The sequence below is a fragment of the Arthrobacter sp. K410C genome (genome assembly GCF_059090105.1).
This window is the reverse complement of record NZ_JBNHFJ010000003.1, coordinates 118,227-144,302: the sequence shown is the minus strand read 5'-3', so window position 1 is coordinate 144,302 and position 26,076 is coordinate 118,227. Positions and strand designations below refer to the sequence as shown.

Sequence of the window (26,076 nt, the reverse complement as noted above, 5' to 3'; positions counted from 1 at the left end):
AGTGGAATTTTTGTCCAGGTACGGCGGGCTTAGGGGCGTTGAAGTCGCTATAACTGGACAAAAACTCCGACCGTGGGTCAGGCCTCTCCGCCGGCTCCTCCGGTGGTTCCGGCGTTCACGTCCAGCAGCTTGTAGCGGTCCATCGCGTACGACGGCGCTGCCTCCTCCACCTCGCCCCTCGCCGCCAGCATCTGCAGGGCTTTGACCACGATGGAGTGGGTGTCGTTCTTGAAGTAGCGGCGGGCTGCGGCGCGGGTGTCCGAGAAGCCGAAGCCGTCGGCGCCCAGGGTGGCGAACTGGTGCGGCAGGAATTGCCGGATCTGGTCCGGGACGGCCTTCATGTAGTCCGAGACGGCGACGACAGGCCCTTGTGCCTCGGCCAGCTGCTGCGCCACGAACGGGATCCGGGCTGGTTCGCCCGGGTTGAGGAAGGCTTCCTCTTCGGCGGCGAGGCCGTCGCGGCGGAGTTCGTTCCAGGAGGTGACGGACCAGACGTCGGCGGAGACGGACCAGTCCTCGGCAAGGATCCGCTGGGCTTCGAGGGCCCAGGGGACGGAGACGCCGGAGGCCAGGAGCTGGGTTTTGGGTCCCTTCGCGTCCGATCCGGACAGGCGGTAGATGCCCTTGATGACGCCCTCGACGTCCAGTTCCTCGGGTTCGGCGGGCTGGACGATGGGCTCGTTGTACACGGTGAGGTAGTACATGAGGTTCTTGTCCGTGCTGTCGGGGCCGTACATCCGTTCGAGGCCGTCGCGGATGATGTGGCCCATTTCGTAGCCGTAGGCGGGGTCGTAGGTGACTACTGCCGGGTTGGTGGAGGCGAGCAGGGGGGAGTGGCCGTCGGCGTGCTGGAGGCCTTCGCCGGTGAGGGTGGTCCGTCCTGCGGTGGCGCCGATGATAAAGCCGCGGGTCATCTGGTCCGCGGCTGCCCAGAAGGCGTCCCCGGTGCGCTGGAAGCCGAACATGGAGTAGAAGACGTAGACCGGGACCAGGGGCACGCCGTGGGTGGCGTAGGCGGTGCCGGCGGCGGTGAAGGCTGCCACGGCGCCGGCTTCGTTGATGCCGGGGTGGATCAGCTGGCCTGCGGGGGATTCCTTGTAGGCCAGGACCAGGTCACGGTCCACGGACAGGTAGTTCTGGCCGCCCGGGTTATAGATCTTCGCCGTCGGGAAGAACGCATCCATGCCGAACGTACGGGATTCATCAGGCACGATGGGAACCAGCCGGTGCCCGAACTTCTTGTCGCGGAGCAGGTCCTTCAGGAGCCTGACGAATGCCATGGTGGTGGCTGCCTGCTGCTTGCCCGAGCCGCGCTTGGCCACCTCGTAAGACTTGGCATCCGGCAGTTCCACGGCCTGGTGGTTTGAACGCCGTTCCGGAGTGAAGCCGCCTAGCTCCCGCCGGCGGTCCAGCAGGTAGGCGATCTCGGGTGCGTCCGCTCCCGGATGGAAGTAGGGCGGGCGATAGGGGTCAGCCTCCAGTTGGGCGTCGGAAATGGGAATCCGGAGGTAATCCCGGAATTCCTTCAAGTCCTGAAGCGTGAGTTTTTTCATCTGGTGGGTGGCGTTGCGGCCTTCGAAGTGGGGTCCGAGTCCGTAGCCCTTGACGGTTTTGGCGAGGATGACGGTGGGTTTGCCCTTGAATTCGGTGGCTGCCTTGTACGCGGCGTAGACCTTGCGGTAGTCGTGGCCGCCGCGCTTGAGGTTCCAGATCTGGTCATCGGTGAGGTCCGCGACCAGGTCCTTGGTGCGGGGGTCCTTGCCGAAGAAGTGTTCGCGGACGAACCCGCCGGACTCGGCCTTGTAGGTCTGGTAGTCCCCGTCGGGGGTTTCGTTCATGATCTTCACCAGCGACCCGTCGGTGTCGCGGGTGAGCAGGTCATCCCATTCCCGGCCCCAGACGACCTTGATCACGTTCCAGCCCGCGCCGCGGAAGAACGCTTCGAGTTCCTGCATGATCTTGCCGTTGCCGCGCACCGGCCCGTCCAGGCGCTGGAGGTTGCAGTTGATCACGAAGTTCAGGTTGTCCAGGTTCTCGTTCGCGGCGAGCTGGAGCAGGCCGCGGGATTCGGGCTCGTCCATTTCGCCGTCGCCCAGGAACGCCCAGACCTGCTGGTCAGAGGTGTCTTTCAGGCCCCGGTTGTGCAGGTACCGGTTGGACTGGGCCTGGTAGATCGCGTTCATCGGCCCGATGCCCATGGACACGGTGGGGAATTCCCAGAACTGCGGCATCAGCCGCGGGTGCGGGTAGGAGGACAGGGCATGGCCCTCGCGGGACTTTTCCTGCCGGAACCCGTCCAGGTCCTCCTCCGAGAGGCGGCCTTCCATGAACGCGCGGGCGTACATGCCCGGGGACGCGTGGCCCTGGAAGAACACCTGGTCCCCGCCGCCGGGGGCATCCTTGCCGCGGAAGAAGTGGTTGAACCCGACCTCGTACAGGGTGGCCGCGCCGGCGTAGGTGGAAATGTGCCCGCCGACGGCGATGTCCGGCCGCTGCGCCCGGTGCACCATCACCGCGGCGTTCCAGCGCATGTACGCCCGGTAGCGGCGTTCGTATTCCTCGTTGCCCGGGAACGGTGCTTCCTGGTCCACCGGGATCGTGTTCACGTAATCGGTGGTGGTCACCATCGGCACCCCGACGCTCTGCGCGCCCGCACGCTGCAGCAGGCTCCGCATGATGAATTGGGCACGCTCGGTACCCTGTTCCCTGATCAGCGCGTCCAGGGACTCAACCCACTCGGCAGTCTCTTCCGGATCACGATCAGGCAGCTGGTTAGTCAACCCGCTGAGGATATGGGAGGTATCTTCTCCTGCAGCCACGGGAGCCTCATTTCATCGTCGAATGGCTCATGTTTTCGTATTGTGAGAAAACATTTCTGTAGAACGATATTAGATAGTATAGAAATTGTGGGTCAATTATGACCGCGGAAGGAGTGCCACAAATGGGAGATACTGATCGGCAGTACGGCAAGGTTGCCGTCGTCACGGGGGCCGGCTCCGGCATCGGCCGTGAAGTGGCCCGGCAGATGCTGGCGGACGGTTACCGGGTGGCCCTCGCCGGGCGCCGAGAGGCGCAGTTGAAGGAAACGGCGGACGGCAGCCCGGACGCTCTGGTGGTGCCGTGCGACGTCACCCGGCCCGACGACGTCGAGCGCCTTTTCGAGGCCGCCCGGCAGCAATGGGGCCGGGTGGACGTGTTGTTCAACAACGCCGGCGTGTTCGGCCCGGCGGCCAGCGTGGATGAGATCAGCGTGGACGACTGGAACGCCACGGTGGCCGTGAACCTCACCGGGTCCATGCTGTGCGCGGCGGCCGCCGTCAGGATCATGAAGGCCCAGGAGCCGCAGGGCGGGCGGATCATCAACAACGGCTCCATCTCCGCGCACTCGCCCCGGCCCCGGACCGTGGCGTACACCGTTACCAAGCATGCGATGACGGGCCTGACCAAGAGCATTGAACTGGACGGTCGCGGTTTCGGCATCACCTGCGGCCAGATAGATATCGGCAACACGGCCACGGAGATCATGGACACTATCGGCGTCGGCTCGGGCGCACTCCAGGCGGACGGCAGCCGCCGGGTGGAACCGATGTTTCCGGTGGCGGACGCAGCCCGGGCGGTACTGATGATGGCCAACATGCCGCCCACAGCCAGCGTGGGCTCAGTGGTGGTAACCGCCGCGGGCATGCCCTTCATCGGCCGCGGCTGACCCCTTCTCCTTCCCACCCATAGAGTTTTTGTCCACATATGGCGACTTCCGTGGCCGCGAGCCCGCCATTTCTGGACAAAAATTCCCGGAGCCGGGGATCTTGCTGTGGATAAGTGATCACCGGTGGTCCGTTGGTGACTCAATGGATGCATGGGAAGACTTTCACCGTTGCCTCCGGAAATCAGCGATAGGCCCTTCGTCCTTCCGGACGCGGTGCAGGCCGGAATGTCGCCGAGCCGGCTGAAGGGGGCCGATCTTTACCGGCCCAGCCGGGGCATCCGGGTACCGAAGTCTTTTTCGCCCGAAATCGCTGCCCTTGTCCGTTCCCACACGTGTCTCGACACGGATACCTTTGCCACCCTCACCACCGCCGCGGAGATTCTTCGGCTTCCCCTGCCCCCGTGGGCCGAGTTCCGGCCCGACGGCGGCGGGCCAGTAACCACCGTCGTCGAACCTGTTCCCTGGGGCAAGAAATCAGGCGCGCATTTCCGTGAGCCCGGCAGGTTCCTGCACTTGTCTCGTCGCGGCGGCGGAACGCTTCCCCGGCGCAAAGGAGTTGCGGGTCACCGGTTGAAGATCCGGGACGGTGACCTCATCGATGTTGATGGGTTGAGGCTTACGTCAGTCGCCCGGACGTGGGTGGACCTCGGTTCAATCTTGCCTTTGGATGACCTCATAGTTGCCGGGGACGCCATCGTCAGCGAGCACAGCAGAAGCTTCGGAGAGGCAAGGCTGCCAATGGTATCCCTGCGGGAACTCAGGAAATTCGTGGAAGGGGCGAACGGGATTCATGGCGTGCGCAAGGCCAGGGAAGCACTGGAGCAATTGCGCGTGGGGGTCGACTCACCGCCGGAAACGAGGCTGCGACTGATGCTGGACGACGCCGGCCTGCCGGAGTTCCTGCCCAACTGCCGGGTTGATGATGCGCTGGGCAGACCCGTCTGGACTGATTTGGGCTGTCCCCGGTTCCGGACCTGCCTTGAGTATGAGGGCCTGCACCATCTGACGCCGGAACAGCAGGGGCTGGATGCGTACCGGGACCAGCGCGTTGGTGAGGCCGGGTGGCGGCAGGTGAAGATCAACCGCATCGACATGGAGCGGGGTGCGGAGTGGGTGGTGTCCAGGGTCCGTCAGGCGCTGCGCAAACAGGGCTGGCACCGCTGAGTTTTTGTCCAGATACGGCGGGTTCAGGCGGACATAACTCGCCATATCTGGACAAAAACTTCAAGGCAGGGAAGGAGCTTAGAGGGGGAGGAGCTCCGAGAGGTCCGCGCGCAGCCCGGACGCTGCCACCTTGCCGGCAGCGACGGCCTCCGCCCAGCCCAACTGTCCCGTCACCATGCCAAGCCAGGTGGCGGCGTCGCACTCAATGACGTTGGGCGGGGTGCCGCGCGTATGCCGGGGACCTTCCACGCACTGCGTGACACCGAACGGCGGCACGCGCACCTCCACCGAATTGCCGGGTGCGCGGGCGGTGACTTCCTCCAGTGAAAAGCGCACAGCCGTAGCCAGCACAGTTCGGGGCAGCGGAGCGTCCGACGGCGATTCGGCGGCTTTCCGCCATGCGGCCAGCGCCGCCGCGCCTTCCTCAACATCGATCCGACGGCGTGCTACAGCCATGTTTCCGGCTCCCATCCGGTAGGAATTCTCAGTATTGCGCCCTGAATGGGCGAGTAGCGGTCCACCGGAAAGACGGGTAGCCGCAAGGGCAATTAGAGTACCGCGGTGACTGGTGGGATCCGAACCCGATCGAGCATGCTCGTAAGGAAGGCTCATCGAAGAGCCGGCAGCAGAAGCCCGGACCCTCAAGAAACGGGGGCATCATCCAGGGCCCGCCACATCTTTCCGTGGCGGCAAGACCTAGCGCCGGCCGTTCAGCCGGCGATTCCCTCACTGATTTTCCCCAGCGAAGGACTGCCCATGCCTACTCTTCCGCCCTACATCGACGACGCATTCAAGCTACTCATCGGCAGCAGCTTCAGTGAGTTCTACGCAGAATTCTCGCCCTACTTTCCGCTGGCCGTGGCAGGCGTCATCGTCTGGGGCCTCTGGCTGTACCGTTTCGTACTGTCCCACCGGGCAGGCCCCATCGTCACGGACTTCCGGGCGTCGACGTCGGTGATTGTCCCCTCGTTCCATGAGGATCCAGACATCCTGATGGGTGCGCTGGAGTCCTGGCGGCAGCAGAAGCCGGACGAGATCATCATTGTCCTTGATGTGGAGGACCTGGAGGCCTACCAGCGCATCACCGCCCTCGGTGACAGCACCATCCGCCCCGTCCTGTTCCACCACCTGGGCAAAAGGTCCGCCCTGGGAGTGGGCATGCGGATGGCCCGGCACGAGATCCTGGTCCTCACGGACTCGGACACGTGGTGGCAGCCCGGCCTGCTCGCCAATGTCCAGATGCCCTTTGCGGACCCGTTGGTGGGAGCAGTGGGCACCCACCAGAACGTGTACCAGCGGGACACCAGCATCTGGCGCCGCATCGCGGACTGGCTGGTCAACGTCAGGTACCTGGACTATGTCCCGGCCATGGGCCGCGCAGGCGCCGTTCCCTGCGTTTCCGGCCGCACGGCCGTCTACCGCCGAAGCGCGGTGTTGGACGTCATCGAGCACCTGGAAAACGAGTACTTCATGGGCCGCCGCTGCATCTCCGGCGACGACGGCCGCCTCACCTGGCTGGTCCTGGCCTCCGGCTACAGGACAGTCCACCAGTCATCGGCCCGGGCCCTGTCCATGTTCCCCGCCAGCTTCCGGGCGTTCATGAAACAACGTATCCGCTGGAGCCGGAACTCCTACCGCTGCTACCTGACGGCCATCGCCAAAGGATGGCTGTGGCGGGTCCCGTTCGTGACAAAGGTGACGGTCCTGCAGATCCTGCTGACCCCTGTCACCATGGGCCTCACCCTGGTGTACCTCATCTTCCACCGACTGGATCCCACCCCCTTTGGTGTCGGCGCCGCCGCCTGCTGGCTACTCCTCGGCCGTGGGATCCGCGGCATCTCCCACCTTCGCCGGCACCCCAAGGACCTCCTGATCCTGCCGGTCCTGGCCCTGACGGTGATCCTGGTGGCGCTGCCCATCAAGATGTACGCCTTCGTAACCATGAACAAGCAGGGCTGGCTCACCCGCCACGCCCACCAGACGGGCGGCGACGGCCAGGACGCCCGAACCCTCAGCACGGGGGAGGTGGCGGCATGAGGGCCCGGCGGGCCATCGCAGCGGCAGGCCTCACCGCGGTGCTGGGGACAGCGGGCTTCATCTACGCCGGCACCCCGGGCGGGGACCCTGCCGCGGAGGCGCTGGGCCGGAACGAGATAGCGGCCAACGGCAACGTGCAGGGCGTGCTGTACCCGGGCAACCCGGCCAGTGAAGCCCGGCTCGTAGAACAGGAGGATGAACGCCTGGTCTACGTCCGGACCATCGCGTCGGCAGCACGCTGGCGGGTGGAAGGGCTGGAAGGTCCCTACCGGATCCGGACAGGATCCAGTTACACGCTGGTCCTGCCCGCCAGGAGTGAGCCGTACACCGTGGCCGACCTGCTCGCCCTTGCCCCCAATGCCTTCCGCCTGCATTCCGACGGTGCGTACCTGCTGTCCGAAAGTATCGCTGTCCTTGCCGGCGCCACCTTGTCCCTTGCCCCGCCGGACCCTGCTGCGGCCCTGAACCTGCGGCTGGAGAGCGGGCCGGAGACTTTCGTGTCCATCGTGTCCCTCGGCGGGTCCCTCGCGCTCGCCGGCTCCGAACCGGCCCGTGTCAACATCACCAGCTGGGACAGTACAAAGGGCGCGCCCGACAGAAGCACCGTGGACGGGCGCGCCTACATCAGGGTGCTGGGCGGCCACGCTTCCTTCGCCTCCGCGGACGTAACCGACATGGGTTTCTGGAGCGGCAATACCGGTGGGCTTTCCCTCACCGGCACCGACGCTGTGGGCACCTTCACGGGGGAACCGCCGACGCCAGCCGAAACGGAGGCCGCCACCGGCGGCGCCCGTCTCCTGCCGGACGCGGACCTGGCGACCCTCACCCAGGAATCAGCACAGGACTACAGCATGGTGACGGCGGGAATCGACAATGTCCGGCTCCGCAACAACGCCTTCGGCCTCTTCGTTACCAACGCCAGGGACATCGCCGTGCGGGACACCACCATCACCGGAAGCCTCGTCGATGGCCTGGTGCTCCACCGGTTTGTCTCCAACGCCACCATCACCGCCACCATCTCATCCGGAAACGCCGTGGACGGCATCAGCGTGGGACGCTCCACCCGGGGCGTCACGCTGGACGGGGTGCAGGCCGCGGGCAACGGACGGAACGGGATCTCGTTGGACGGGCGCGCCCTGGCGGACGGTCCCAACGCCGTCGGAACCGCCGTCGACGTTTATGGCGGCAACACCGTTGCTGGCAGTACCTTCGAAGACAACGCACGTTATGGGATCGAGGTCATCGGCGGTACCGCGCTGGCGCTCAGGGACAACCGCGTGACAGGCAGCGAAGTGGGCATCGTGGCAGCTGACGGCGCCAAAGGCGTCACCATCACGGGAAACAGACTGGCGGACAACGCCCGCCAGTCCATTGCCGTGCGGGACGCGGGCTCCACCGCCGAGGTGAGCGGCAATACCATCACCGGGGGCGACACCGGCATCTATGTCCGCGACGCCGGCGCCAGGATCAGCGGCAACCATCTGAACGGCATTTCCAACCACGGCATCAGCTTGCTGGGGGAGGTGCCCACGACCACGGTGTCCGGCAACTCCATCGCCGGCAACGGGTCCACCGCCATCTGGATGGAAGCCTCGGCAGGAGCGTCGCTGGGCGAAAACGACGTTCTGGCCTGGACTCCTGCGTTCACGGTGGAACGGGCGGTCAAATCCGTTTTCCAGCCCCTTACCTTCATCTGGTTGGTCCTCGCGGCGCTACTGCTGGTCACCGCCGTCGCCCGCGGCAGGAACGCCGAGCGCGTCATCCGCAGCCCCTACGCGGACCACGTCCCGCTGACCTCCCTGGGCAGGGGAGTGGTGGCATACGACGACGTGAGGCAGCCGACGTGACCAGCCGCCGGATCACACCCGGAGCCTGGGCAGCGCTCGCCGCAGTCCTGGCCGCCCTGGTGATTGGAGCTCTGGCCATCATGAGCATTGAGGACACCGGACCCCAAGGCGGCGGCGCACCACCGGCAGGGACGGACGGAAGCCTAGAAGGCCCCGCGCCTTCCGTCGGCGCCAGTGTTCCGGCCGTCCCCGCGCCATGCCCTCCCACGACAGTGACGGTGACGACGGCGGCGGAGCTCGCCGCCGCCCTGGCCGCCCCGGCGCCCGGCACCGTCATTCATCTGGCTGACGGCACCTACCTGGGCAACTTCCGGGCAACCGGGGCAGGAACCGCAGGGCAGCGGATAACCCTCTGCGGCGGGCAGGGGGCTGTCCTTGACGGCGGCGGCGTGGAGGACGGCTACGTCCTCCACGTGGAACAGGCCTCGTACTGGGTACTGCAGGGCTTCACCGTCCGGAACGGGCAAAAGGGTGTCATGGCCGATGAAACAGACCACTCGGTTTTCCAGGGGCTGACGATCGAAAACGTCGGTGACGAAGCCATCCACTTGCGGAAGTTCAGCACCGACAACAAAATCACCGGCAACACCATCCGCGGCGCCGGACTCCGAAAGCCGAAGTTCGGTGAGGGGATCTACATCGGCACCGCGGAAAGCAACTGGTGCGGCGTCGCCTCCTGCGAACCTGACAAGAGCGACAGGAACGAGATCCGGGGCAACACGGTCTCCAACACCACCGCCGAAAGCGTCGACATCAAGGAAGGCACATCCGGCGGTGTCCTGGCCGGGAACGTCTTTGACGGCACGGGCATGACGGAGGCCGACTCCTGGGTGGACGTCAAAGGCAGGGGCTGGAAGATCGAGGCGAATTCCGGCAGGAACTCGCCGCAGGACGGATTCCAGACACACGAGATTATTGACGGCTGGGGCACGGACAACGTCTTCCGCGGCAACGTGGCCGAAGTCAACGGGCCCGGACTCGGCTACTCATTGAAACCCGCGCGCGACAACATCGTCGATTGCAGCAACACAGCCTCGCAGGCTGGCCAGGGACTGTCCAACATCACCTGTACCAGCTAGGGGACCTGCCGGCCATCCGGCGCAACACCCGCTCCTCCCTCCGAGACGGAATCGAGAAACCAATGAACACCCTTCCTTCCTTCAGTGCGCCCAAAATCACGGTGGTCGGGACCGGCTACCTCGGTGCCACGCACGCCATCTGTATGGCGGTCATGGGCTTTGACGTCCTGGGATTCGATGTTGACCAGCGCAAGATCGCGCAACTGTCCGCCGGCGAAGTCCCCTTCTATGAACCCGGGCTTCCGGAGAAGCTGGACGAGGCGCTGGCATCCGGGCGGCTGATGTTCACCACCGACCTGGACGAGGTGGCGCAGTTCGGCGACGTGCACTTCATCTGTGTGGGAACACCCCAGGCGCCCAACTCGTCGGCCGCGGACCTGACCTATGTGGACGCCGCCTTTGCCGGCCTCGCGGCGCGGATCAACCGCAAGGCCCTGCTGGTGGGGAAATCCACGGTGCCCATTGGTACAGCCGCCCGGCTCGCGGGGATGGTTGCGGACATCTCGCCCCTGGGGCCGGAGCTGGAGGTGGCGTGGAATCCGGAGTTCCTGCGTGAGGGGTTCGCCGTGCAGGACACCCTGCACCCGGACCGGCTGGTGTTCGGGGTGGCATCGGAATGGTCTGAATCCATCCTGCGGCAGGCCTTCGAACCGCTGCTGGCGGCAGGCACCCCGCTGATCGTGGCGGACATGCCGACGGCGGAACTCGTTAAGGTGGCAGCAAACTCCTTCCTGGCCACCAAAATCTCCTTCATCAACGCCATGGCCGAAGTCTGCGAGGCAACCTCCGCGGACGTCAGCATGCTGGCCCAAGCCCTCAGCCTGGACGACCGGATCGGCGGCAGGTTCCTCAAGCCCGGGCTCGGCTTCGGCGGCGGTTGCCTGCCCAAGGACATCCGCGCCTTCAAGCACCGGGCCGAACAGCTGGGGGTGGGTCAGGCTGTCAGCTTCCTGGGCGAAGTGGACTCGATCAACAACCGACGTCGCGTCCGCACCGTGGACCTGGTACGGGAACTTGCAGGGGGAAACCTGGCCGGGGTCCGGGTGGCTGCGCTGGGTGCCGCCTTCAAACCGAACTCCGACGACGTCCGCGACGCACCCGCCCTGGACGTAGCCCGGATGCTCTACCTGGAAGGGGCGTTGGTCACGGTGTACGACCCTGAGGCAAATGCCAATGCACACCGGCTGTATCCGGACCTGAACTACGCGGCTTCACTGGCCTCCGCCGTCGGGGACGCCGACGTGGTGGCGCTCCTGACGGAGTGGGACGAGTTCCGGTCCGCCGAACCGGACTACCTGGGCAGCCTGGTCCGGCACCGCCGGATGGTTGACGGCCGGCACGCCCTTGATGCAGGCCGGTACCGTGCCTGCGGCTGGGAATACCGTGCCCTGGGCCGGCCGTACCAGGCCGCACTGGCACGGCAGGAAGCGGAGGGGTCAGTCCAGCAGCGCTGATACGGCGGGTCCGAGCCGGATCCTGCCCACCGGCCGTCCGCCGCCGAGAACCGGTTCCACCACCCGTTCCAGGACACTGGCGACGCCCGGAATGTCGACGGCGCCGGCCGCGGCAAGGAGCGTCAGGGCCACCAGCGAGGTGGCCCTGACGTTTCCGTCCAGGATCTTGACCGCCACGGACACGCCCTGCGCGGTGGCCATGGCCAGGACCCCTTCCGCCCCGATCTTGGCAATGATTCCCAGCTCGTCCATCACCATGGTGTTGGCTTCACCCACGCCCTGGACTGCCCACGGGTAATCCAGCATGGAGGTTGCAATGGTGGCTGCGCGGGCGCTGTATGCCTGGTCGCCTGGAGCCTTGGCCAGCTGCGAGTAGCCCCGGGCCACACCCGTCAGGGAAACTGCCGCCACCGGGGCGCCGCAGCCGTCGATGCCCAGGTGGGCGATCTTCTCGCCCGTGTATTCTTCGATGACGGTGCGGACCCGCTGCTGCAGCGGATGGTTGGGCTCGAGGTAGCTGTGGGTGTCCCAGCCGTTTTCAGTGCAGGCCCAGAGGAAGGCCGCATGTTTGCCGGAACAGTTGTACGCCAGCCGCGACTTGCCCTTTTCCGAGCGGACCAGCCAGTTCCTGGCCGTCTCGTCCTGCGGCCACGCCTCCGGGCACTGGAGCTGGTCCTCCCGGACACCTGCAGCCTTCAGCATTCCGGCCACCACGTCCATGTGGTCCAGCGATCCGGTGTGGCTGCCGCAGGCAATCGCCACCTGGGCTCCGCGCAGCGGGACGCCGGACTGCATGGCCGCCAGCGCCTGGAACGGCTTCAGGGCGGACCTGGCGTAGATGGGCGTGTTGATGTCGCCAAGCTCGGTGACCACCGATCCGTCGGCGGACAGGAGGACGGCTGAGCCGATGTGCCGCGACTCCACGAAACCGCTGCGCTCGATCACGGCCAGTTCGACGGCGGAGTCCACGGTGAACGTGGCGTGCGGATTGTGCGGCATGGTGCCAGTCTAGGGGCCGCCCGCAGGAATATCGCGGAAGGTGCTACTCCACCGTGACCATCACGGACTGCCAGCCGGACGCACCGTCGGGCACGGGATCGGCCCGCTGGTCCGTCTGCACCTCGCCGGTGCCGTCCGTGGCCCGGACCTTGATGTAGTGGGCGCCCGGCGCGGCATCCCACTCGTAGGACCATTGCCGCCAGGTCACCAGTGATGCCTTGGTGGACAGCTCAGCCTCCACCCAGTCCGCATTGTCGATCTGGATCTCCACCTTCGTGATGCCGCGGGTCTGCGCCCAGGCCGTGCCGCCCACCGCGACCTTTCCGGCCGGAACCTTGGCGAACGATTTCGGCACGTCCACGCGTGCCATCGTCTTGATGGGGCCGCGCTCGGACCAGCCACGCTCGGTCCAGTACGCCTTGCTGTCCGCGAAGCGGGTTACTTCCAGGTCAACCACCCATTTGGTGGCGGACACGAAGCCGTACAGCCCCGGAACCACCATCCGCACCGGGTAGCCGTGCTCCAGCGGCAGCGGCTCATCATTCATCCCGATGGCCAACATCGCGTCACGGTCATCCTGCAGGACCTCCAGCGGGGTGGAAGCGCTGAAGCCGTCGATGGAGGTGGAAAGCACCATGTCGGCACCGTCCTTTGGCCGGGCCCGGCGCAGCACCTCCCGGATGGGCAGGCCCAGCCACTTCGCATTGCCCGCCAGGTTGCCGCCCACCGGATTGGACACGCAGGTGAGGGTCACGTGCGACTCGATCAGGTCGGCGTCGAGCAGATCCTGGAAGGTGAGGCGGACCTCCTCCTCCACCAGTCCGTGGACGCGGAGCTCCCATTCCTCGGCGTTTATCTCCGGCACGCTAAGGGCGGTATCGATGCGGTAGAACTCGTTGTTGGGGGTCACCCAGGGCGGCACGCCGGCCACGTCGGACTGTACGCCGGCGGGAACGGGGGGTGCGGCTTTGGCCGGGGACGGCAGCTGGAGGGCCTCCCGGGCCTTGGCGATGTTGCTGCGGGCGGCACCGAGAAGGCGTCCTCCCGTTGCGGCGATTCCGGCGGCCGCCGCGGTGATGCCCGCCGCAGCGAAGAATCGGCGGCGGCTGGTTGCCGGATTGCCTGGGGCAGCATCGGCCGGTGCCTCCGGCCACTGTTTCATGCCATGCAGCGGGGCCAGCAGCCGCCGCAGCACCACCAGGCCAGCGAGCGTTCCGAGCACGCTGGGCACCGCATCCACCGGTTCGACGCCGGCGCGGGTCACCACGCTGGCCACAATTACCGCGCCCATGAACAGGATGCCCAGGACGCCCAGGGCCCACCGCCGGTAGGCCACGACGCCCAGGACGCAGGCGAGCGCGGCGATGGTCAGCCCCATGCCCACAAACAGGGCGGCCTTGTCGTTGGTGCCGAACGTGGCAATGGCGAAATCCTTGAGCCAGGGCGGCGTGAAGTCGATGAATGTTGAGCCCAGGGCGAGCAGCGGTGCTGCCCGGGCGGTGAAGAATGCGCCAGCCAGCTCCGCAACGGCAAGGACGACGGCGGCCGCCACCACCCCTGCCAGCGCAGACAGTGCGGGTGGGCCTTTGAGCCAGTTCCGAAGCTTCGTCATGGCAGTTGTTCGGAGCGGCACAGGCGGCGGACTTGTCGCGGGATCCGGAAGCGGTCACAGCTTAGGAGCGGGCAGGGTGCACAAAGTACCCTTGGTGACTGTGAAGGTACTCGTCATCGGCCCCGGAGGCCGCGAACACGCCATTGTCCGCTCCCTGCTCGCAGACCCCAACGTGTCCGAGGTCCACGCAGCGCCCGGCAACGCAGGCATCAGCAAGCTGGTCCCCACGCACAACATCAACGGCAACGATCCCGACGCCGTGGCGGCGCTCGCAACCAAGCTCGCAGTTGACCTGGTGGTGGTTGGCCCCGAGGCCCCGCTCGCCGCGGGCGTGTCGGATGCCGTCCGCGAGGCCGGGATCCCCGTGTTCGGGCCCAGCAAGGCCGCCGCGCAGCTTGAGGCCTCCAAGGCGTTCGCCAAGGAAATCATGGCCGAAGCCGGAGTACCCACCGCCATGGCCATGGTGGCCACGAACGCTGAAGAGGCCGCCTCGGCACTTGATACCTTCGGCGCACCCTACGTGGTGAAGGATGACGGACTCGCAGCCGGCAAGGGCGTAGTGGTTACCAAGAACCGCGAGGAAGCGCTCGCCCACGCGCAGTCCTGCTTCGACGCCGGCGGCTCGGTGGTCATCGAGGAGTTCCTGGACGGGCCCGAGGTCTCCCTTTTCGTGCTCTGCGACGGCCACAACACCGTGGCGCTCTCTCCGGCCCAGGACTTCAAGCGCATTTTCGACAACGATGAGGGCCCCAACACCGGCGGCATGGGAGCGTACACGCCCCTGGAATGGGCTCCGGACGGCCTGGTGGAGGAAGTCCTTGAGCGGGTTGCCCAGCCCACGGTCAACGAGATGGCCCGCCGCGGCACCCCCTTCGTGGGCGTCCTGTTCGTGGGACTCGCCCTGACGTCACGCGGCACCCGCGTCATCGAGTTCAACGTCCGCTTCGGCGACCCGGAGACCCAGGCCGTCCTCGCCCGCCTGAAGACGCCGCTCGGTTCCCTGCTCCTGGCGGCCGCGAAGGGCGAACTGGACAAGGCGGAGGAGCTGCGCTGGGCGAAGGAAACCGCCGTCGCCGTCGTCGTGGCCTCGGAAAACTATCCGGACACGCCGCGCACCGGCGACCGTATCCGGGGGCTGAAGAAGGTGGAGGAGTTGGAGGGCGTGCACGTCATCCACGCCGGAACCGCCCTTGACGACCAGGGCAAGGTCATTTCCGCCGGTGGCCGGGTGCTCGCCGTCGTCGCACTGGGCAGCGACCTGGTGGAGGCGCGCGAACGGGCTTACGACGGCGTGGAGCTGGTGCAGCTGGAAGGCTCGCAGTACCGCACTGACATTGCAGGGAAAGCAGCCCGCGGGGAAATCATGGTTCCGTACGGAGCCACCGGTTCCCTGCCCGTGACGAAAGCGAAGGCCTGACATGACGGACACCCCCGCCCCCCGCGGCTTCAACACCAGCACCCTGGACCTCCCGGGCTGGAAGCACGTCTACTCCGGCAAAGTGAGGGACCTGTACGAGCCCGCTGACGAGTCCATCGTCCAGCAGGTGGGCCAGGAATGCGTGCTGGTGGTTGCCAGCGACCGCATCAGCGCCTACGACCATGTGCTGTCCAGCGAGATTCCGGACAAGGGCCGCATCCTCACCCAGCTGAGCCTGTGGTGGTTCGACCAGCTGGGCGTGGAGCACCACGTGCTGGCCTCGACGGTTGAGGGCGGCGTGCCCGCAGAGGTCGAGGGCCGCGCCATGATCTGCAAGAAGCTGGACATGTTCCCGGTGGAATGCATCGCGCGCGGCTACCTCACCGGGTCCGGGCTGCAGGAATACCGGGCGTCCGGCACCGTCTGCGGCATCCCGCTGCCGGAGGGGCTGGTGGACGGTTCCAGGCTGGAGCATGCCATCTTCACGCCCTCGGCCAAGGCCGAAGTCGGCGAGCATGACGAGAACATCACGTATGACGCCGTTGTGGCCCTCGTGGGTGATGACATCGCGGGCCGGCTCAGCGAACTGACCCTGAAGATCTACACGACGGCGGAGCGCATCGCGCGAGAACGGGGCATCATCCTCGCCGATACCAAGGTGGAGTTCGGGTACGACGCCGTCTCCGGGTCCATCACCCTGGGCGACGAGGTGCTGACACCGGATTCCTCCCGGTTCTGGGATGCCGCCACCTACAAGCCGGGGCAGGCTCAGCCGTCCTACGACAAGCAGTACGTCCGGGACTGGCTGACATCTGCCGAATCCGGATGGGACAAGTCCTTGGACATGCCTCCGCCGGCGCTTCCGGCCGATGTTGTTGAACGCACCCGCAGCCGCTACGTCGAGGCCTACGAGAAAATCACCGGCAAAACCTTCGTCTGACCGGAGCCCCGGCTGCTCCGGCGGACGGCCTGGCTAACCGGCTTGCTTGGCGGGTTTGGGGGCTGATCCGGCGCGCTTTTGTGCCAGCCGGATTTCCAGGATCGCGTCCAGCGCCTGCTGGACGCGGTCCCCGGCGCCCGCGGCGCTGAAGGCCTTTTGCGCCTCTTCGAGGTGCACCAGGGCCTCGTCGGGTTCGCCGGCAGCCTTAAGGGACTTGCCGAGCAGAAGCGAAACCTCGCCCGCGGTGTGCTTGGCCAGGGCAGCGCGGTCGGCATGGATCTCGCGGAGTTTTTCGACGGCGGCAACGATGTCTCCGGTGAGGTACAGCCACCGGGCGCGGATGAAGGCGACCTCCAGCGCATCACTCTTGGTCCCGCTGACGATCGAGAAGGCAAGCTCCGCGCGTTCGATGGATGAGAGGGTTTCCGGCTCAACAATGCCGGCCTGCAGCCTGACGGCGGCGGATGCCTTGTTGAAGCGGGCCCACATCTCGATGTCATTGGCGGGGGACAGCAGTTTTGCCGCCCGCTCATGGTGCCGGACGCCTTCCACGTAGTCGTGGCGCATGAACGCCACGTTGCCGATGACCCACGCCACTTCGCCGGCAAGCTGCGTCATGGCCTCTTCATCCACCTGCTCGTGCAGCTTCTGGCAGTACTTCCAGGCCTCTTCAAGCCGGCCGCTCTCCGCCAGTGCCCCGATCAGGACCCGCAGGGCGCCGGTGATGATGGTGGAACTCTTCGGCAGCTGCTCGGACAGCCTGACCGCTTCCATTGCCTCCTCCACGGCAGCCGGCAACTGCCCGCGGCGCTGCAGGACTGCCGCGAGCATCTGGTGGGCGCGGACGCCCAGCCCTACCGATTCCCGGGCCATGGGGTGCTCGATGAGCCTTTCCACGATCCGCTGGCACTCCGTGAGGTCGTCTTGCCTCATCAGGCACTCGGCCTGCATGTACGTCATGTTCCACCAGGCGCTCGTGTTCCGGCCTTCGAGCGCGAGCTGCGCGGCCGTGGCGGCGTGGCTGGCCGCCAGGGCATAGTCCCGAAGGTCCCAGGCCTGCCTGGCGTAGAGGCCGGCAAGGACGTATTCGGCGTCGCTGGCGGAGATCGGCTGGCTCCACGCCTCCAACGCCTTGGGAGCCAGCTCCAGCCGGCGGGCCAGTTCCTCAATGACCTCAGCGGTGGGCTCCCTGCGGCCGGTTTCGAGCAGTGAAATGTAGCTGGGGGAGTACAGGTCCTTACCCAGTTCGGCCTGCGTGAGGCCTCGCTCCAAGCGCTCCGCCCGGAGCTTCTCCCCGAATCCGTTGCCCACGGGACTTCCTCCTTGTTCCGGACAGCTCAGAAATAGCGCTTGACAGCGCCTGTGGAAAACATTTTACAATGTATGTCAACAAGGGCAGTGCTGACTTTGTAACGAATCCGACTCGTATTGAGGAACCAACATGTTCAAGAAATTGGTCACGGCCACGGTCCTGGCTGGCGCCCTAGCATTTTCTGCCGCGGCTCCGGCCGTACTGTCTGCGGGTTCTCTGGCGGATAATTCCGGTACTGCTGTTGCCACCGGCAACTGGCCGAATCCCATGTCCACCAAGGACAAGAAGAAGGACAAGAGCACCGACACCAGCACTGAGACCAGCGACACCTCGTACATCACGTACACAGGAAACTGGCCCAACCCCATGTAGGAACCTCCTCACCAAGGAGGCGACGAAAAGCCCCGGAGCCCCGGCTCCGGGGCTTTCTTTTGGTCCAGGTGTAAAGGTTTGGTGATGGATCCGCGTGGGGCCCTTTTGACTTGCATACCGGGAATATTGTGCTGGGTAACGAAACGAAAAAGAGGGCCTTCTCAGAAGACCCTCTTTTTTCTCTTTGGTCGGGATGACAGGATTTGAACCTGCGACCTCTTCGTCCCGAACGAAGCGCGCTACCAAGCTGCGCTACATCCCGATCCGCTGCAAAAGCAACTTTACAAGGATAGCTGATGCCCGGCCCCGATGTGAAATCCGGACCGCGGTACCCGGGGCTAGACCAGTGAGTCCTTCCAGGCTCCGTGAAGTTCGGCGAACCTGCCCCCGCCGCCGATCAGCTCGGTGGGGCTGCCATCCTCCACGATGCGGCCGTCGTGCACCACCAGGACCCGGTCCGCCGTCTCGACAGTGGACAGACGGTGGGCGATGATCAGGGCAGTCCTTCCCGCGGATCCGGTGCCGGCGAGCAGCCGCGCCAGCCCGTTCTGCACCAGCCGCTCGGAGGGGATGTCCAGTGACGAGGTGGCCTCATCCAGGATCAGCACGGCCGGCTTTGCCAGGAAGGCCCTGGCGAAGCTGATGAGCTGCCGCTGCCCGGAGGACACGCGCCCGCCGCGCTTGTTCACATCGGTGTCGTAGCCCTCCGGCAGGGCCATGATGAAGCCGTGGGCGCCCACCGCCTTGGCCGCTTCCTCGATCTCCGCCCGGGAGGCCTCCGGCCGGCCCAGGGCAATGTTGTCCGCCACGGAGCCGCTGAAGAGGAAGGCCTCCTGGGTGACCATCACGATGTTCCGCCGCAGGTCAGTGGTGCTGAGGTTCCGCAGATCCACGCCGTCGAGGGTCAACGAGCCGGACGTGACGTCGTAGAAGCGGGCAATCAGCTTGGCCAGGGTGGACTTCCCGGCCCCGGTCTGGCCCACCAGGGCGACGGTCTGCCCGGCAGGAATATGCAGGTTCATCGTCGGAACAATGACAGGGCCGTCGCCGTACCGGAACTCCACGTCCTTGAAGTCGATCTCGCCGGCGGCGTCCTTGAGCGCCACGGGGTTCCGGGGCGGCCGGACCGTTGGCACCTCTTCGAGCAGTCCCGAGACTTTCTCGAGGGCAGCCTGGGCGCTCTGGAACGAGTTGTAGAACATGGCCATCTGGTCCACCGGCTGGAAGAAGCGCTTGGTGGACAGGATCAGGGCCAGCAGCACGCCCACGGCAAGGTCGCCGCCGAGGACCCGGAAGCCGCCGAAGAGCAAGACGACGGCCACGCAGACGTTGCCGATCAGCACCAGCCCGGGCTGGAAGATGCCGTTGAGGTTGATGGAGCGGACGGTGGCCTGCCGGTAGTCCTCGGCGAGCTGCCCGTACTGTTCGGCGTTCTCCCGTTCCTTCCGGAACGCCTTGACGGCGCGGATGCCGGTCATGGTTTCCACGAAGTGCACGATCAGCCGGGCGGACACCACCCGGGACTGCCGGAACGCGATCTGCGAGTGCTTCTGGTACCAGCGGGCCAGGAGGAACATGGGCACGCCGGCGGCCAGCACCAGCAGGCCGCTGCGCCAGTCCAGGGCGAAAACGGTGACGGCGGTGAACACCATGAACAGCAGGCCCGAGGCCAGCGAGCTCACCCCGGAATCGAGGAGTTCGCGGAGGGCCTCAAGGTCGGAGGTCTGCCGGGCGATGATCCGGCCGGAGGTGTACTTCTCGTGGAATTCCAGGCTCAGGCGTTGCGTGTGGCGGAAGACCCTGACGCGCAGGTCCAGCAGCATCGACTGGCTGAGCTTCGCCGTGGAGGTGACGTACAGGGCGGTGAGTCCCGCTGTCGCGATGGCTGCCAGGAGATACGCGACGCCGGTGAGCACCAGGGGAAGGTTGTCCCCGGCGCGCAGCGCGGGCAGGGCGTGGTCGATGCCGAACGCGATGAGCGCCGGGCCCGCCACTCGGGCCGCCTGCGAAAGGACCACAGTGGCGATAGTCAGCCAGAACCGTACCCGCACCGGACGGATCAGGGACCGCAGCAGGGCGAGCGACCGGCGCCGTACCGCCCTGCTGTCACTCTTGCTCAGGTGGGCGTTGTCCTCATTGGCGGTGCCGAACGTGGCGGTGCTCATCGGATGGCTTCCTCTGCATGGTCCTCGAGGTCCGAGAGCTCCGAGTCCAGATCCCGGGGTTCCTGGTCCAGGCTGGCGATGACATACCGGTAGTGGTGGTTGCCTGCCAGCAGTTCCGTATGGGTTCCGACGGCGGTGATGCGGCCTTCCTCCAGCAGCGCCACGCGGTCAGCGAGGGCCACGGTGGACGGCCGGTGGGCCACGATCAGTGTTGTGGTGTCCTTGAGGACCTCCCGCAGGCGCGTCTCCACCAGTTCCTCGGTGTGCACATCCAAGGCGGACAGGGGATCATCCAGGACCAGGATGCGTGGGCGCGCTGCAATGGCGCGGGCCAGTGCTATCCGCTGCCGCTGGCCGCCGGAGAGGCTGAGGCCCTCCTCGCCGATCAGGGTGTCCACGCCCTCCGGGAGGGAGTAGGCGAAGTGCGCCTGTGCCACATCCAGTGCTTCCTCGAGGACGTGGTCGGTCCGCTCCCGGGCGCCCAGCAGCACGTTGTCCCTGACGGAGCTGGAGAACAGGGTGGTGTCCTCGAAGGCCACACCCACAATGCGCCGGAGTTCCGCGACGTCGAACGCGCGCAGGTCCACGCCGTCGATGGTGATGGCGCCGGCGGTAACGTCATACAGCCTGGGCACCAGTTGGATCAGGGCGCTCTTGCCGCTGCCCGTGATGCCCACCAGGGCCATGGTTTCGCCGGGCCGGACCTCGAGGTCGATGTCCTTGAGGATGGGCTTGTCCGGAGCGTCGTCGAAAGCGAAGGACGCGTTGTTGAAGCGCAGCGCACCGTCCAGCCTCTCCGGCATGCACGGTTCGGGTGGACTGGTGATGGTGTTCTCCGTGTCCATCACCTCGTAATGGCGGTCGACGGCGGTCTTGGCCGTGAGTGCCATGGCCAGCAGCATGCCCGAGAACTCCACGGGGGAGGCGATGACGGCTGCGGTTGCGAAGAATGCCACCAGCGCACCGATGTCCAGCTGGCCGGTGGCGCAGAGCATCACGCCCACCACCAGCCCGGCACCGAGGGCGAGCTCCGGCAGGAGCGTGACCACCATGGTGAAGGTTGCCTGGTGCCGGGCCTTCTGGATCTCGGTCTGGCGGAGCTCCTCGGCCTGCTCGTTGAAGCTTTCCAGTGCTTCGCGGCTCCGGCCGAAGGCCTTCAGCACGCGGATGCCGTGAACCGATTCCTCCACCGTGGTGGCGAGGTCACCGGCCTGGTCTTGGCTGCGGCGGGTAACTTTGCTGAAGCGTGTCCGGAACCGGAAGCTGTAGGCCATGATGGGCGCCGCGGCCGCCAGGAAGATCAGCGCCAGCTGCCAACTCATGGCGAACATGATGGCAATGCCGATGATGACGGTCAGGGTAGTGACCACCAGCATGATGGCGCCGAAGGCCATCCACCGGCGCAGGAAGTTCAGGTCCGTCATGGCCCGGGACAGCAGCTGGCCTGAGCCCCAGCGGTCGTGGAAGGACACGGTGAGATCCTGCAGATGGCCATACAGGGACACCCGCATCCGGGTTTCCACTGTGGTGGCCGGGTTGATGACGAATTGGCGGCGGAGCGCCACCAGGCCTGCTTCCGCCACGCCGAGGACCAGGATGAGGCCGGCGGAAGTCCAGACCGCTTGCGTGGCGCCGCCGGGCTTCAGGGATTCGTTGATGAGGACCCTCAGGACCTGCGGAATGGCCAGGGCAACCACACTGGCAAGGAGGGCGCAGAGAAGGCCCAGCAGCAGCCGGGGAATGATGGCGCGGACATGGGGATAGAGACGGCTGATGGATCGAAAAAATGGAGTTTGCTCGGCCATGCCCGCTTCTCAAGCTCTGAATCGAAGGTAGTTTCCCTTAGCAACTACCCTATGCCATGGCCTTGGACGATTCACAGGGTTTACAGCCCGGTCGGCACGCTTGCTTACTTATTGCAGTCCGTGATGGCTTGCGGCTGGTGCGGCTCAGGCAGGCGAGGTAAGCGTCAGCAGGACTGCCTCAGGTTTGCAGGCGATCCGGACCGGGGAGAAGCGGGAGGTGCCGATGCCGCCCGAGACGTTGACAGGCGTCGTGCTTCCATTGCTGGACCAGTCATTCAGGCCCTTCGCACGCCAGGCGGGGAGGTCGCAGTTGGACACCAGCGCCCCGTAGCCGGGGATGCAGAGCTGGCCGCCGTGCGTGTGGCCGGCGAGCAGGAGGTCCGCGCCGCTTTCGGTGAAGTGGTCAAGCACGCGCTGGTAAGGGGCATGGATCACGGCGATCTTGAGGTGGTCGTTGGCATCCTGGTTGATGGTTCCCTTGGGCCAGCCCGCATAGCGTTCGCGGTTCAGGTGGGGATCGTCCACGCCGGAGAAATCGAAGCGCATGCCATTAAGGACCACTGACTGGTGGCGGTTGGTCAGGTCGATCCAGCCGGCCATCCCGAAGCCCGACCGCAGCCGCGGCCAGTCCAGGGGGACGGTCTTGGGCTTGACCTTTGACGGTCCCAGCAGATACGAGGCCGGGTTTTTAGGGCTGGGGGCGAAGTAGTCGTTGGAGCCGGGGACGAAAACGCCGGGAAACTCAAGCAGCGGGCGCAGGGCGGCAAGGAGCGGATCCACCGCCTTGGCGTGGCTCAGGTTGTCGCCGGTGTTTACCACCAGGTCTGGCTGGAGTCCGGCCAGGGACTCCAACCAGGCTGCCTTCTTTTGCTGCCCGGGGACAAAGTGGATATCGCTGAGGTGGAGGATGCGGAACGGGTCCCGGCCCGGAGGCAGGATCTCCAGCGTCTCTTCACGCAGCACGAACTGGTTCTTTTCCCACAGCCCGTACCCGGCGGCGGCCAGTCCGACAGCCGCCCCGGCTCCCGCGGTGACGGCAAAGCCGCGCCCGATGGTACGGACGCGGCCGGCCAGCTCATTCAGGGCCACGGCTAGCCGTTTCCGTTGCCGTTGTCGTTGTCATCGCCGTTCCCGTTTCCGTTGCCGGTCGGCTGGGGCGCGGGCTGTTGGGTGGGCTGCTGGGCGGGTGCCGGTGCCGGAGCCGGCGCCTGGCTCGCTTGGGGGGCGGTGGTGGCGGGCGTGGTGTTGCGGTTGGAACCGTTGAGCAGGTTGCCGGGCGGTGCCGGGAACGGCTCCGTGCCATAGGCGGGAGCGATGCGGGACATGAAGTTGGAGAACATAGGGCCGGCGATCATGTAACCGTCGATGCCCTTGTAGAACTTCCCGTTTACGGTGATGTTCTGGCCCGGCCGGTTCTGGGCGCCCAGCGGATCACCAAACCAGGCCGCGGTGGCCAGGCCGGTGGTGTGGCCAACAACCCACGTCGATTCATTCATGTTTGACGTACCGGTCTTGGCGCCGATGGGGAAGTTGGTCCGGGTGGAGATCCGGGGCTGGATCAGTGAGCCGGAACCACGGTTGAGGACTTCCTGGAGCGCGTAGTTCACGCCGCGCGCAACCTCAGGCTTGACGGCGTCCCGGCAGCTGGTGGACTGTGCCGGCAGCTGCTTGCCCGTTGCGTCAGTGACGGAGGTGATGGCGATGGCCTCGCAGAACTTGCCGTCGTTCGCGAAGGTGGCGAAGGCGCTGGCCATGGTCAGCGGGGAGGTCTGCGTGGAGCCCAGCAGGTTGCCCAGGAGGGACATGTTGATCTTCGGGTTCGGGTCCCCCTCAGCGGGCAGGCCGCCGTGCAGGCCGGTGGCGTCCACGATCTTCTGGATTCCGCAGAAGTCCACCTGGGCCGCCGAGGCGAAGGTCACGGTGTTAATGGAGTTGTAGAGGCCCTCAAGGACGGACAGCGGGCGGTACCACTGCGGCTCGGCGTTCTGCAGGTCATCAGCCGTGCCGAGGCCCTGGTTCTTCTGCGCGGTGCTGTAACCGCCGGTCACCTTGCCGCAGGTGTGGCGCCAGGGGAAGCTCAGGGGGTAGACGCGCTGGGCCGAATTCACCACGGTGTTCATGGACTTGCCCTCGTTGAGCCATTCGGCGAACGTGAAGGGCTTCATGGTGGAGCCGGGCTGTGCGCCGCCCAGGCCGTTGAGGTCGTTGCCGTCCTTGTCCAGCTTGTCCACGTTGAAGTTCACCTGCGAGTCGAAAGAGCCCTCGGCAGGCAGGAAGGTGGTGTTCTGCGCCATCGAAATGATCTTGCCGGAGTTGGGCTGCACGGAAACCATGGCAGCACCCCACTTGTCCGGGTTGGCGCCGGCGGAGGCGTTGACCTGCTCCTGAGCCGCGGCCTGGGCAGCCGGGTCCAGGGTGGTGGTGATGGTCAGGCCGCCGCCGTAGATGAGGCGCTGGCGCTCCTTGGGGTCCGCGCCGTAGGCAGGATTGTTCTCCAGCAGGTGCAGGACGTAGTCACAGAAGTACGGTGCCGTGGAAGCGTAAGCGCAGCCCTGGCGGGCGGGGGTCACTTTGGTTTCCACGGGAGTGGCCACCGCGGCGTCGTAATCGGCCTGCGTGATCCTGCCCTGGTCCAGCATGAGTCCCAGCACCAGGTCGCGGCGCTGCTTGGAGCTCTCCGGGTTGTTGATGGGATCGAACGCGGACGGGCTGTTCACGAGCCCGGCCAGCAGTGCGGCCTGGGGGAGCGTGAGGTCCTTGGCGGAGGTGCTGAAGAAGAACCTGGAAGCAGCCTCGATGCCGTAGGCGTCCCGGTTGAAGAACACGATGTTCAGGTAGCCCTCAAGGATCTGCTCCTTGCTGAATTCCTTTTCCAGGGCGATGGCGAGCTTCATTTCGCGGAGCTTGTCGCCCACGCCCTTGTTCACGCCGTTGAGCTTGATCTGGTCCTCGTTGCCCTCGGCCGCGAGGTTGGCGTTCAGGACGTTGTTCACGTACTGCTGCGTGATGGTGGAGGCACCCTGGCGGTTGCCGCGCGCGGTGCTGACCAGCGCCCGGAGGATGCCGGTGGTGTCCACGCCGCCGTGATCATAAAAACGGCTGTCCTCGACGGCGATGACAGCTTCCTTCACGAACGGTGAGATCTGGTCCAGGGCAACCTTGGTGCGGTTCTCCGTGTAAACGTTGGCAATCTCGCTGCCGTCCGCCGCCAGGATCCTCGTGGTCTGGTTCGGCGGGTCAACCTTGAGCTCCGCCGGAAGTGTGTCGAAGAACTCGATGGAACCGCTTGCAGCACTGCCCGAAACTGCGGCCGCGGGGACCAGCAGGCCAGCTACCAGGACACCGCAAATCGCACTCACGCCAAGGAAAACTAGGATCTTTCCGAGGGTGGTGGCAGTATCGAATAAGGGGTTCTTACGAGTCGCCATGTTTTCCACTTTACCGGCAACGACTAGTCTTTCTCTCATGACCAAATGGGAGTACGCGACGATTCCGCTCATTATCCACGCCACAAAGCAGATCCTGGACCAGTGGGGAGAGGACGGATGGGAGCTCGTCCAGGTTGTCCCCGGCCCCGACGGCAACGGCCTCGTTGCCTACCTGAAGAGGGAGAAGCAGTAGCATGAGCACCCCCGCAGAAGCCCGTTCCGGCGCGGCTACACAGCCCGTTTCCGCCGTCGAGCAGCGCCTCGCAGAACTCGGATTGACCCTTCCCCAGGTGGCTGCCCCCGTGGCCGCCTACGTCCCGGCCATCATCTCCGGCAACCACGTCTACACCTCCGGGCAGCTGCCCTTTATTAACGGCAAACTCGAAGCTACCGGCAAGGTGTCGGCAGGCGCCGAGGGTGCCGCGGACGAGCCCACAGTGTCCCCCGAGGACGCCCAGCGCTACGCCGCCGTATGCGCCGTGAACGCACTGGCCGCGGTCAAGAGCGTGATCGGCGACCTGGACCGGATCACCCGCATTGTTAAAGTTGTGGGCTTCGTCTCCTCGGACCCGTCCTTCACCGGGCAGCCGGCTGTCATCAATGGCGCGTCGGAATTGCTGGGCCGCGTCCTCGGTGACGCCGGCCAGCACGCCCGTTCCGCCGTCGGCGTTGCCGTCCTGCCGCTCGACTCGCCGGTTGAAGTCGAACTGATCGCCGAATTCAGCTAGGACCGGTCGCT

Annotated in this window: 20 protein-coding genes and 1 tRNA gene; 11 read left to right on the top strand and 10 right to left on the bottom strand. The window is 65.9% G+C overall.

All coding sequences use genetic code 11. The features are described from left to right. Positions 1 to 77: 77 nt before the first annotated feature. Positions 78 to 2,819 carry a pyruvate dehydrogenase (acetyl-transferring), homodimeric type gene (gene aceE, locus AC5RU7_RS07405; RefSeq protein ID WP_494051726.1) on the bottom strand — a complete coding sequence of 914 codons (2,742 nt, stop codon included), beginning with the start codon at positions 2,817 to 2,819 and terminating at the stop codon, positions 78 to 80. Between the two features lie 122 nt (positions 2,820 to 2,941). Between aceE and AC5RU7_RS07400 the strand changes: the two genes are divergently transcribed. Next, complete coding sequence (locus AC5RU7_RS07400) at positions 2,942 to 3,706, top strand: SDR family oxidoreductase (protein ID WP_494051725.1); 765 nt, start codon at positions 2,942 to 2,944, stop codon at positions 3,704 to 3,706. 150 nt (positions 3,707 to 3,856) lie between these two features. Next, on the top strand, positions 3,857 to 4,870 hold the full coding sequence (locus AC5RU7_RS07395; RefSeq protein ID WP_494051724.1) for a putative endonuclease domain-containing protein: 1,014 nt from the start codon (positions 3,857 to 3,859) through the stop codon (positions 4,868 to 4,870). A gap of 78 nt (positions 4,871 to 4,948) precedes the next feature. On the opposite strand, the gene AC5RU7_RS07390 is transcribed toward AC5RU7_RS07395, so the two are convergent. Next, on the bottom strand, positions 4,949 to 5,326 hold the full coding sequence (locus tag AC5RU7_RS07390) for a sterol carrier family protein (protein WP_494009925.1): 378 nt from the start codon (positions 5,324 to 5,326) through the stop codon (positions 4,949 to 4,951). Positions 5,327 to 5,626: 300 nt separating this feature from the next. Between AC5RU7_RS07390 and AC5RU7_RS07385 the strand changes: the two genes are divergently transcribed. From AC5RU7_RS07385 to AC5RU7_RS07370, 4 genes are all read left to right on the top strand, one after another. Continuing rightward, a complete protein-coding gene (locus AC5RU7_RS07385) occupies positions 5,627 to 6,907 on the top strand; it encodes a glycosyltransferase (protein ID WP_494051723.1) in 1,281 nt (426 codons plus the stop codon). After that, positions 6,904 to 8,754 (top strand): right-handed parallel beta-helix repeat-containing protein, encoded by a 1,851-nt coding sequence (locus AC5RU7_RS07380; RefSeq protein WP_494051722.1) that lies wholly within the window; start codon positions 6,904 to 6,906, stop codon positions 8,752 to 8,754. The genes AC5RU7_RS07385 and AC5RU7_RS07380 overlap by 4 nt, the downstream gene beginning before the upstream one ends. After that, a complete protein-coding gene (locus tag AC5RU7_RS07375; RefSeq protein ID WP_494051721.1) occupies positions 8,751 to 9,833 on the top strand; it encodes a right-handed parallel beta-helix repeat-containing protein in 1,083 nt (360 codons plus the stop codon). The genes AC5RU7_RS07380 and AC5RU7_RS07375 overlap by 4 nt, the downstream gene beginning before the upstream one ends. Positions 9,834 to 9,895: 62 nt before the next feature. Continuing rightward, a complete protein-coding gene (locus AC5RU7_RS07370; RefSeq protein WP_494051720.1) occupies positions 9,896 to 11,287 on the top strand; it encodes a UDP-glucose dehydrogenase family protein in 1,392 nt (463 codons plus the stop codon). On the opposite strand, the gene AC5RU7_RS07365 is transcribed toward AC5RU7_RS07370, so the two are convergent. Both AC5RU7_RS07365 and AC5RU7_RS07360 read right to left on the bottom strand, forming a co-directional pair. Then, the gene (locus AC5RU7_RS07365) at positions 11,270 to 12,286 is read right to left on the bottom strand and encodes an asparaginase (protein ID WP_494051719.1); all 1,017 of its coding nucleotides are present in this window, start codon (positions 12,284 to 12,286) and stop codon (positions 11,270 to 11,272) included. The two genes, AC5RU7_RS07370 and AC5RU7_RS07365, sit on opposite strands and share 18 nt — an antisense overlap. Positions 12,287 to 12,329: 43 nt before the next feature. Continuing rightward, on the bottom strand, positions 12,330 to 13,898 hold the full coding sequence (locus AC5RU7_RS07360; RefSeq protein WP_494051718.1) for a molybdopterin-dependent oxidoreductase: 1,569 nt from the start codon (positions 13,896 to 13,898) through the stop codon (positions 12,330 to 12,332). 100 nt (positions 13,899 to 13,998) lie between these two features. Here AC5RU7_RS07360 and purD point away from each other — a divergent pair, with 100 nt between their 5' ends. Together purD and AC5RU7_RS07350 are read left to right on the top strand one after the other, a co-directional pair. Next, a complete protein-coding gene (purD, locus tag AC5RU7_RS07355; RefSeq protein WP_494051843.1) occupies positions 13,999 to 15,315 on the top strand; it encodes a phosphoribosylamine--glycine ligase in 1,317 nt (438 codons plus the stop codon). A gap of 1 nt (position 15,316) precedes the next feature. Beyond that, the gene (locus tag AC5RU7_RS07350; protein WP_494051717.1) at positions 15,317 to 16,255 is read left to right on the top strand and encodes a phosphoribosylaminoimidazolesuccinocarboxamide synthase; all 939 of its coding nucleotides are present in this window, start codon (positions 15,317 to 15,319) and stop codon (positions 16,253 to 16,255) included. 33 nt (positions 16,256 to 16,288) lie between these two features. Here the strand turns inward: AC5RU7_RS07350 and AC5RU7_RS07345 are convergent, their stop codons facing one another. Next, positions 16,289 to 17,566 (bottom strand): helix-turn-helix domain-containing protein, encoded by a 1,278-nt coding sequence (locus AC5RU7_RS07345; protein ID WP_494051716.1) that lies wholly within the window; start codon positions 17,564 to 17,566, stop codon positions 16,289 to 16,291. 130 nt (positions 17,567 to 17,696) lie between these two features. Between AC5RU7_RS07345 and AC5RU7_RS07340 the strand changes: the two genes are divergently transcribed. Beyond that, positions 17,697 to 17,939: a hypothetical protein gene (locus tag AC5RU7_RS07340; protein WP_494051715.1), complete on the top strand. Its 243-nt coding sequence runs from the start codon at positions 17,697 to 17,699 to the stop codon at positions 17,937 to 17,939. 185 nt (positions 17,940 to 18,124) lie between these two features. Here AC5RU7_RS07340 and AC5RU7_RS07335 read toward each other — a convergent pair. The 5 genes from AC5RU7_RS07335 to AC5RU7_RS07315 all read right to left on the bottom strand — a co-directional run bounded on the left by AC5RU7_RS07335 (position 18,125) and on the right by AC5RU7_RS07315 (position 25,337). Continuing rightward, positions 18,125 to 18,201, bottom strand: a tRNA-Pro gene (locus AC5RU7_RS07335). 76 nt (positions 18,202 to 18,277) lie between these two features. Further along, positions 18,278 to 20,104 (bottom strand): ABC transporter ATP-binding protein, encoded by a 1,827-nt coding sequence (locus tag AC5RU7_RS07330; RefSeq protein ID WP_494051714.1) that lies wholly within the window; start codon positions 20,102 to 20,104, stop codon positions 18,278 to 18,280. Further along, positions 20,101 to 21,909 (bottom strand): ABC transporter ATP-binding protein, encoded by a 1,809-nt coding sequence (locus tag AC5RU7_RS07325; RefSeq protein ID WP_494051713.1) that lies wholly within the window; start codon positions 21,907 to 21,909, stop codon positions 20,101 to 20,103. Before AC5RU7_RS07325 ends, AC5RU7_RS07330 begins: the two co-directional genes overlap by 4 nt. 144 nt (positions 21,910 to 22,053) lie before the next feature. Then, positions 22,054 to 22,998, bottom strand: coding sequence for a metallophosphoesterase (locus tag AC5RU7_RS07320; RefSeq protein ID WP_494051712.1), 945 nt, complete (start codon positions 22,996 to 22,998; stop codon positions 22,054 to 22,056). Positions 22,999 to 23,000: 2 nt separating this feature from the next. Continuing rightward, positions 23,001 to 25,337: a transglycosylase domain-containing protein gene (locus AC5RU7_RS07315; RefSeq protein ID WP_494051711.1), complete on the bottom strand. Its 2,337-nt coding sequence runs from the start codon at positions 25,335 to 25,337 to the stop codon at positions 23,001 to 23,003. Between the two features lie 37 nt (positions 25,338 to 25,374). On the opposite strand from AC5RU7_RS07315, the gene sp36 reads away from it, so the two are divergent. Both sp36 and AC5RU7_RS07305 read left to right on the top strand, forming a co-directional pair. Continuing rightward, complete coding sequence (gene sp36 / locus AC5RU7_RS07310) at positions 25,375 to 25,530, top strand: Sp36 family protein (RefSeq protein ID WP_009359196.1); 156 nt, start codon at positions 25,375 to 25,377, stop codon at positions 25,528 to 25,530. A gap of 1 nt (position 25,531) precedes the next feature. Further along, positions 25,532 to 26,065: a RidA family protein gene (locus tag AC5RU7_RS07305; RefSeq protein ID WP_494009939.1), complete on the top strand. Its 534-nt coding sequence runs from the start codon at positions 25,532 to 25,534 to the stop codon at positions 26,063 to 26,065. The last annotated feature ends 11 nt before the right edge of the window (positions 26,066 to 26,076 follow it).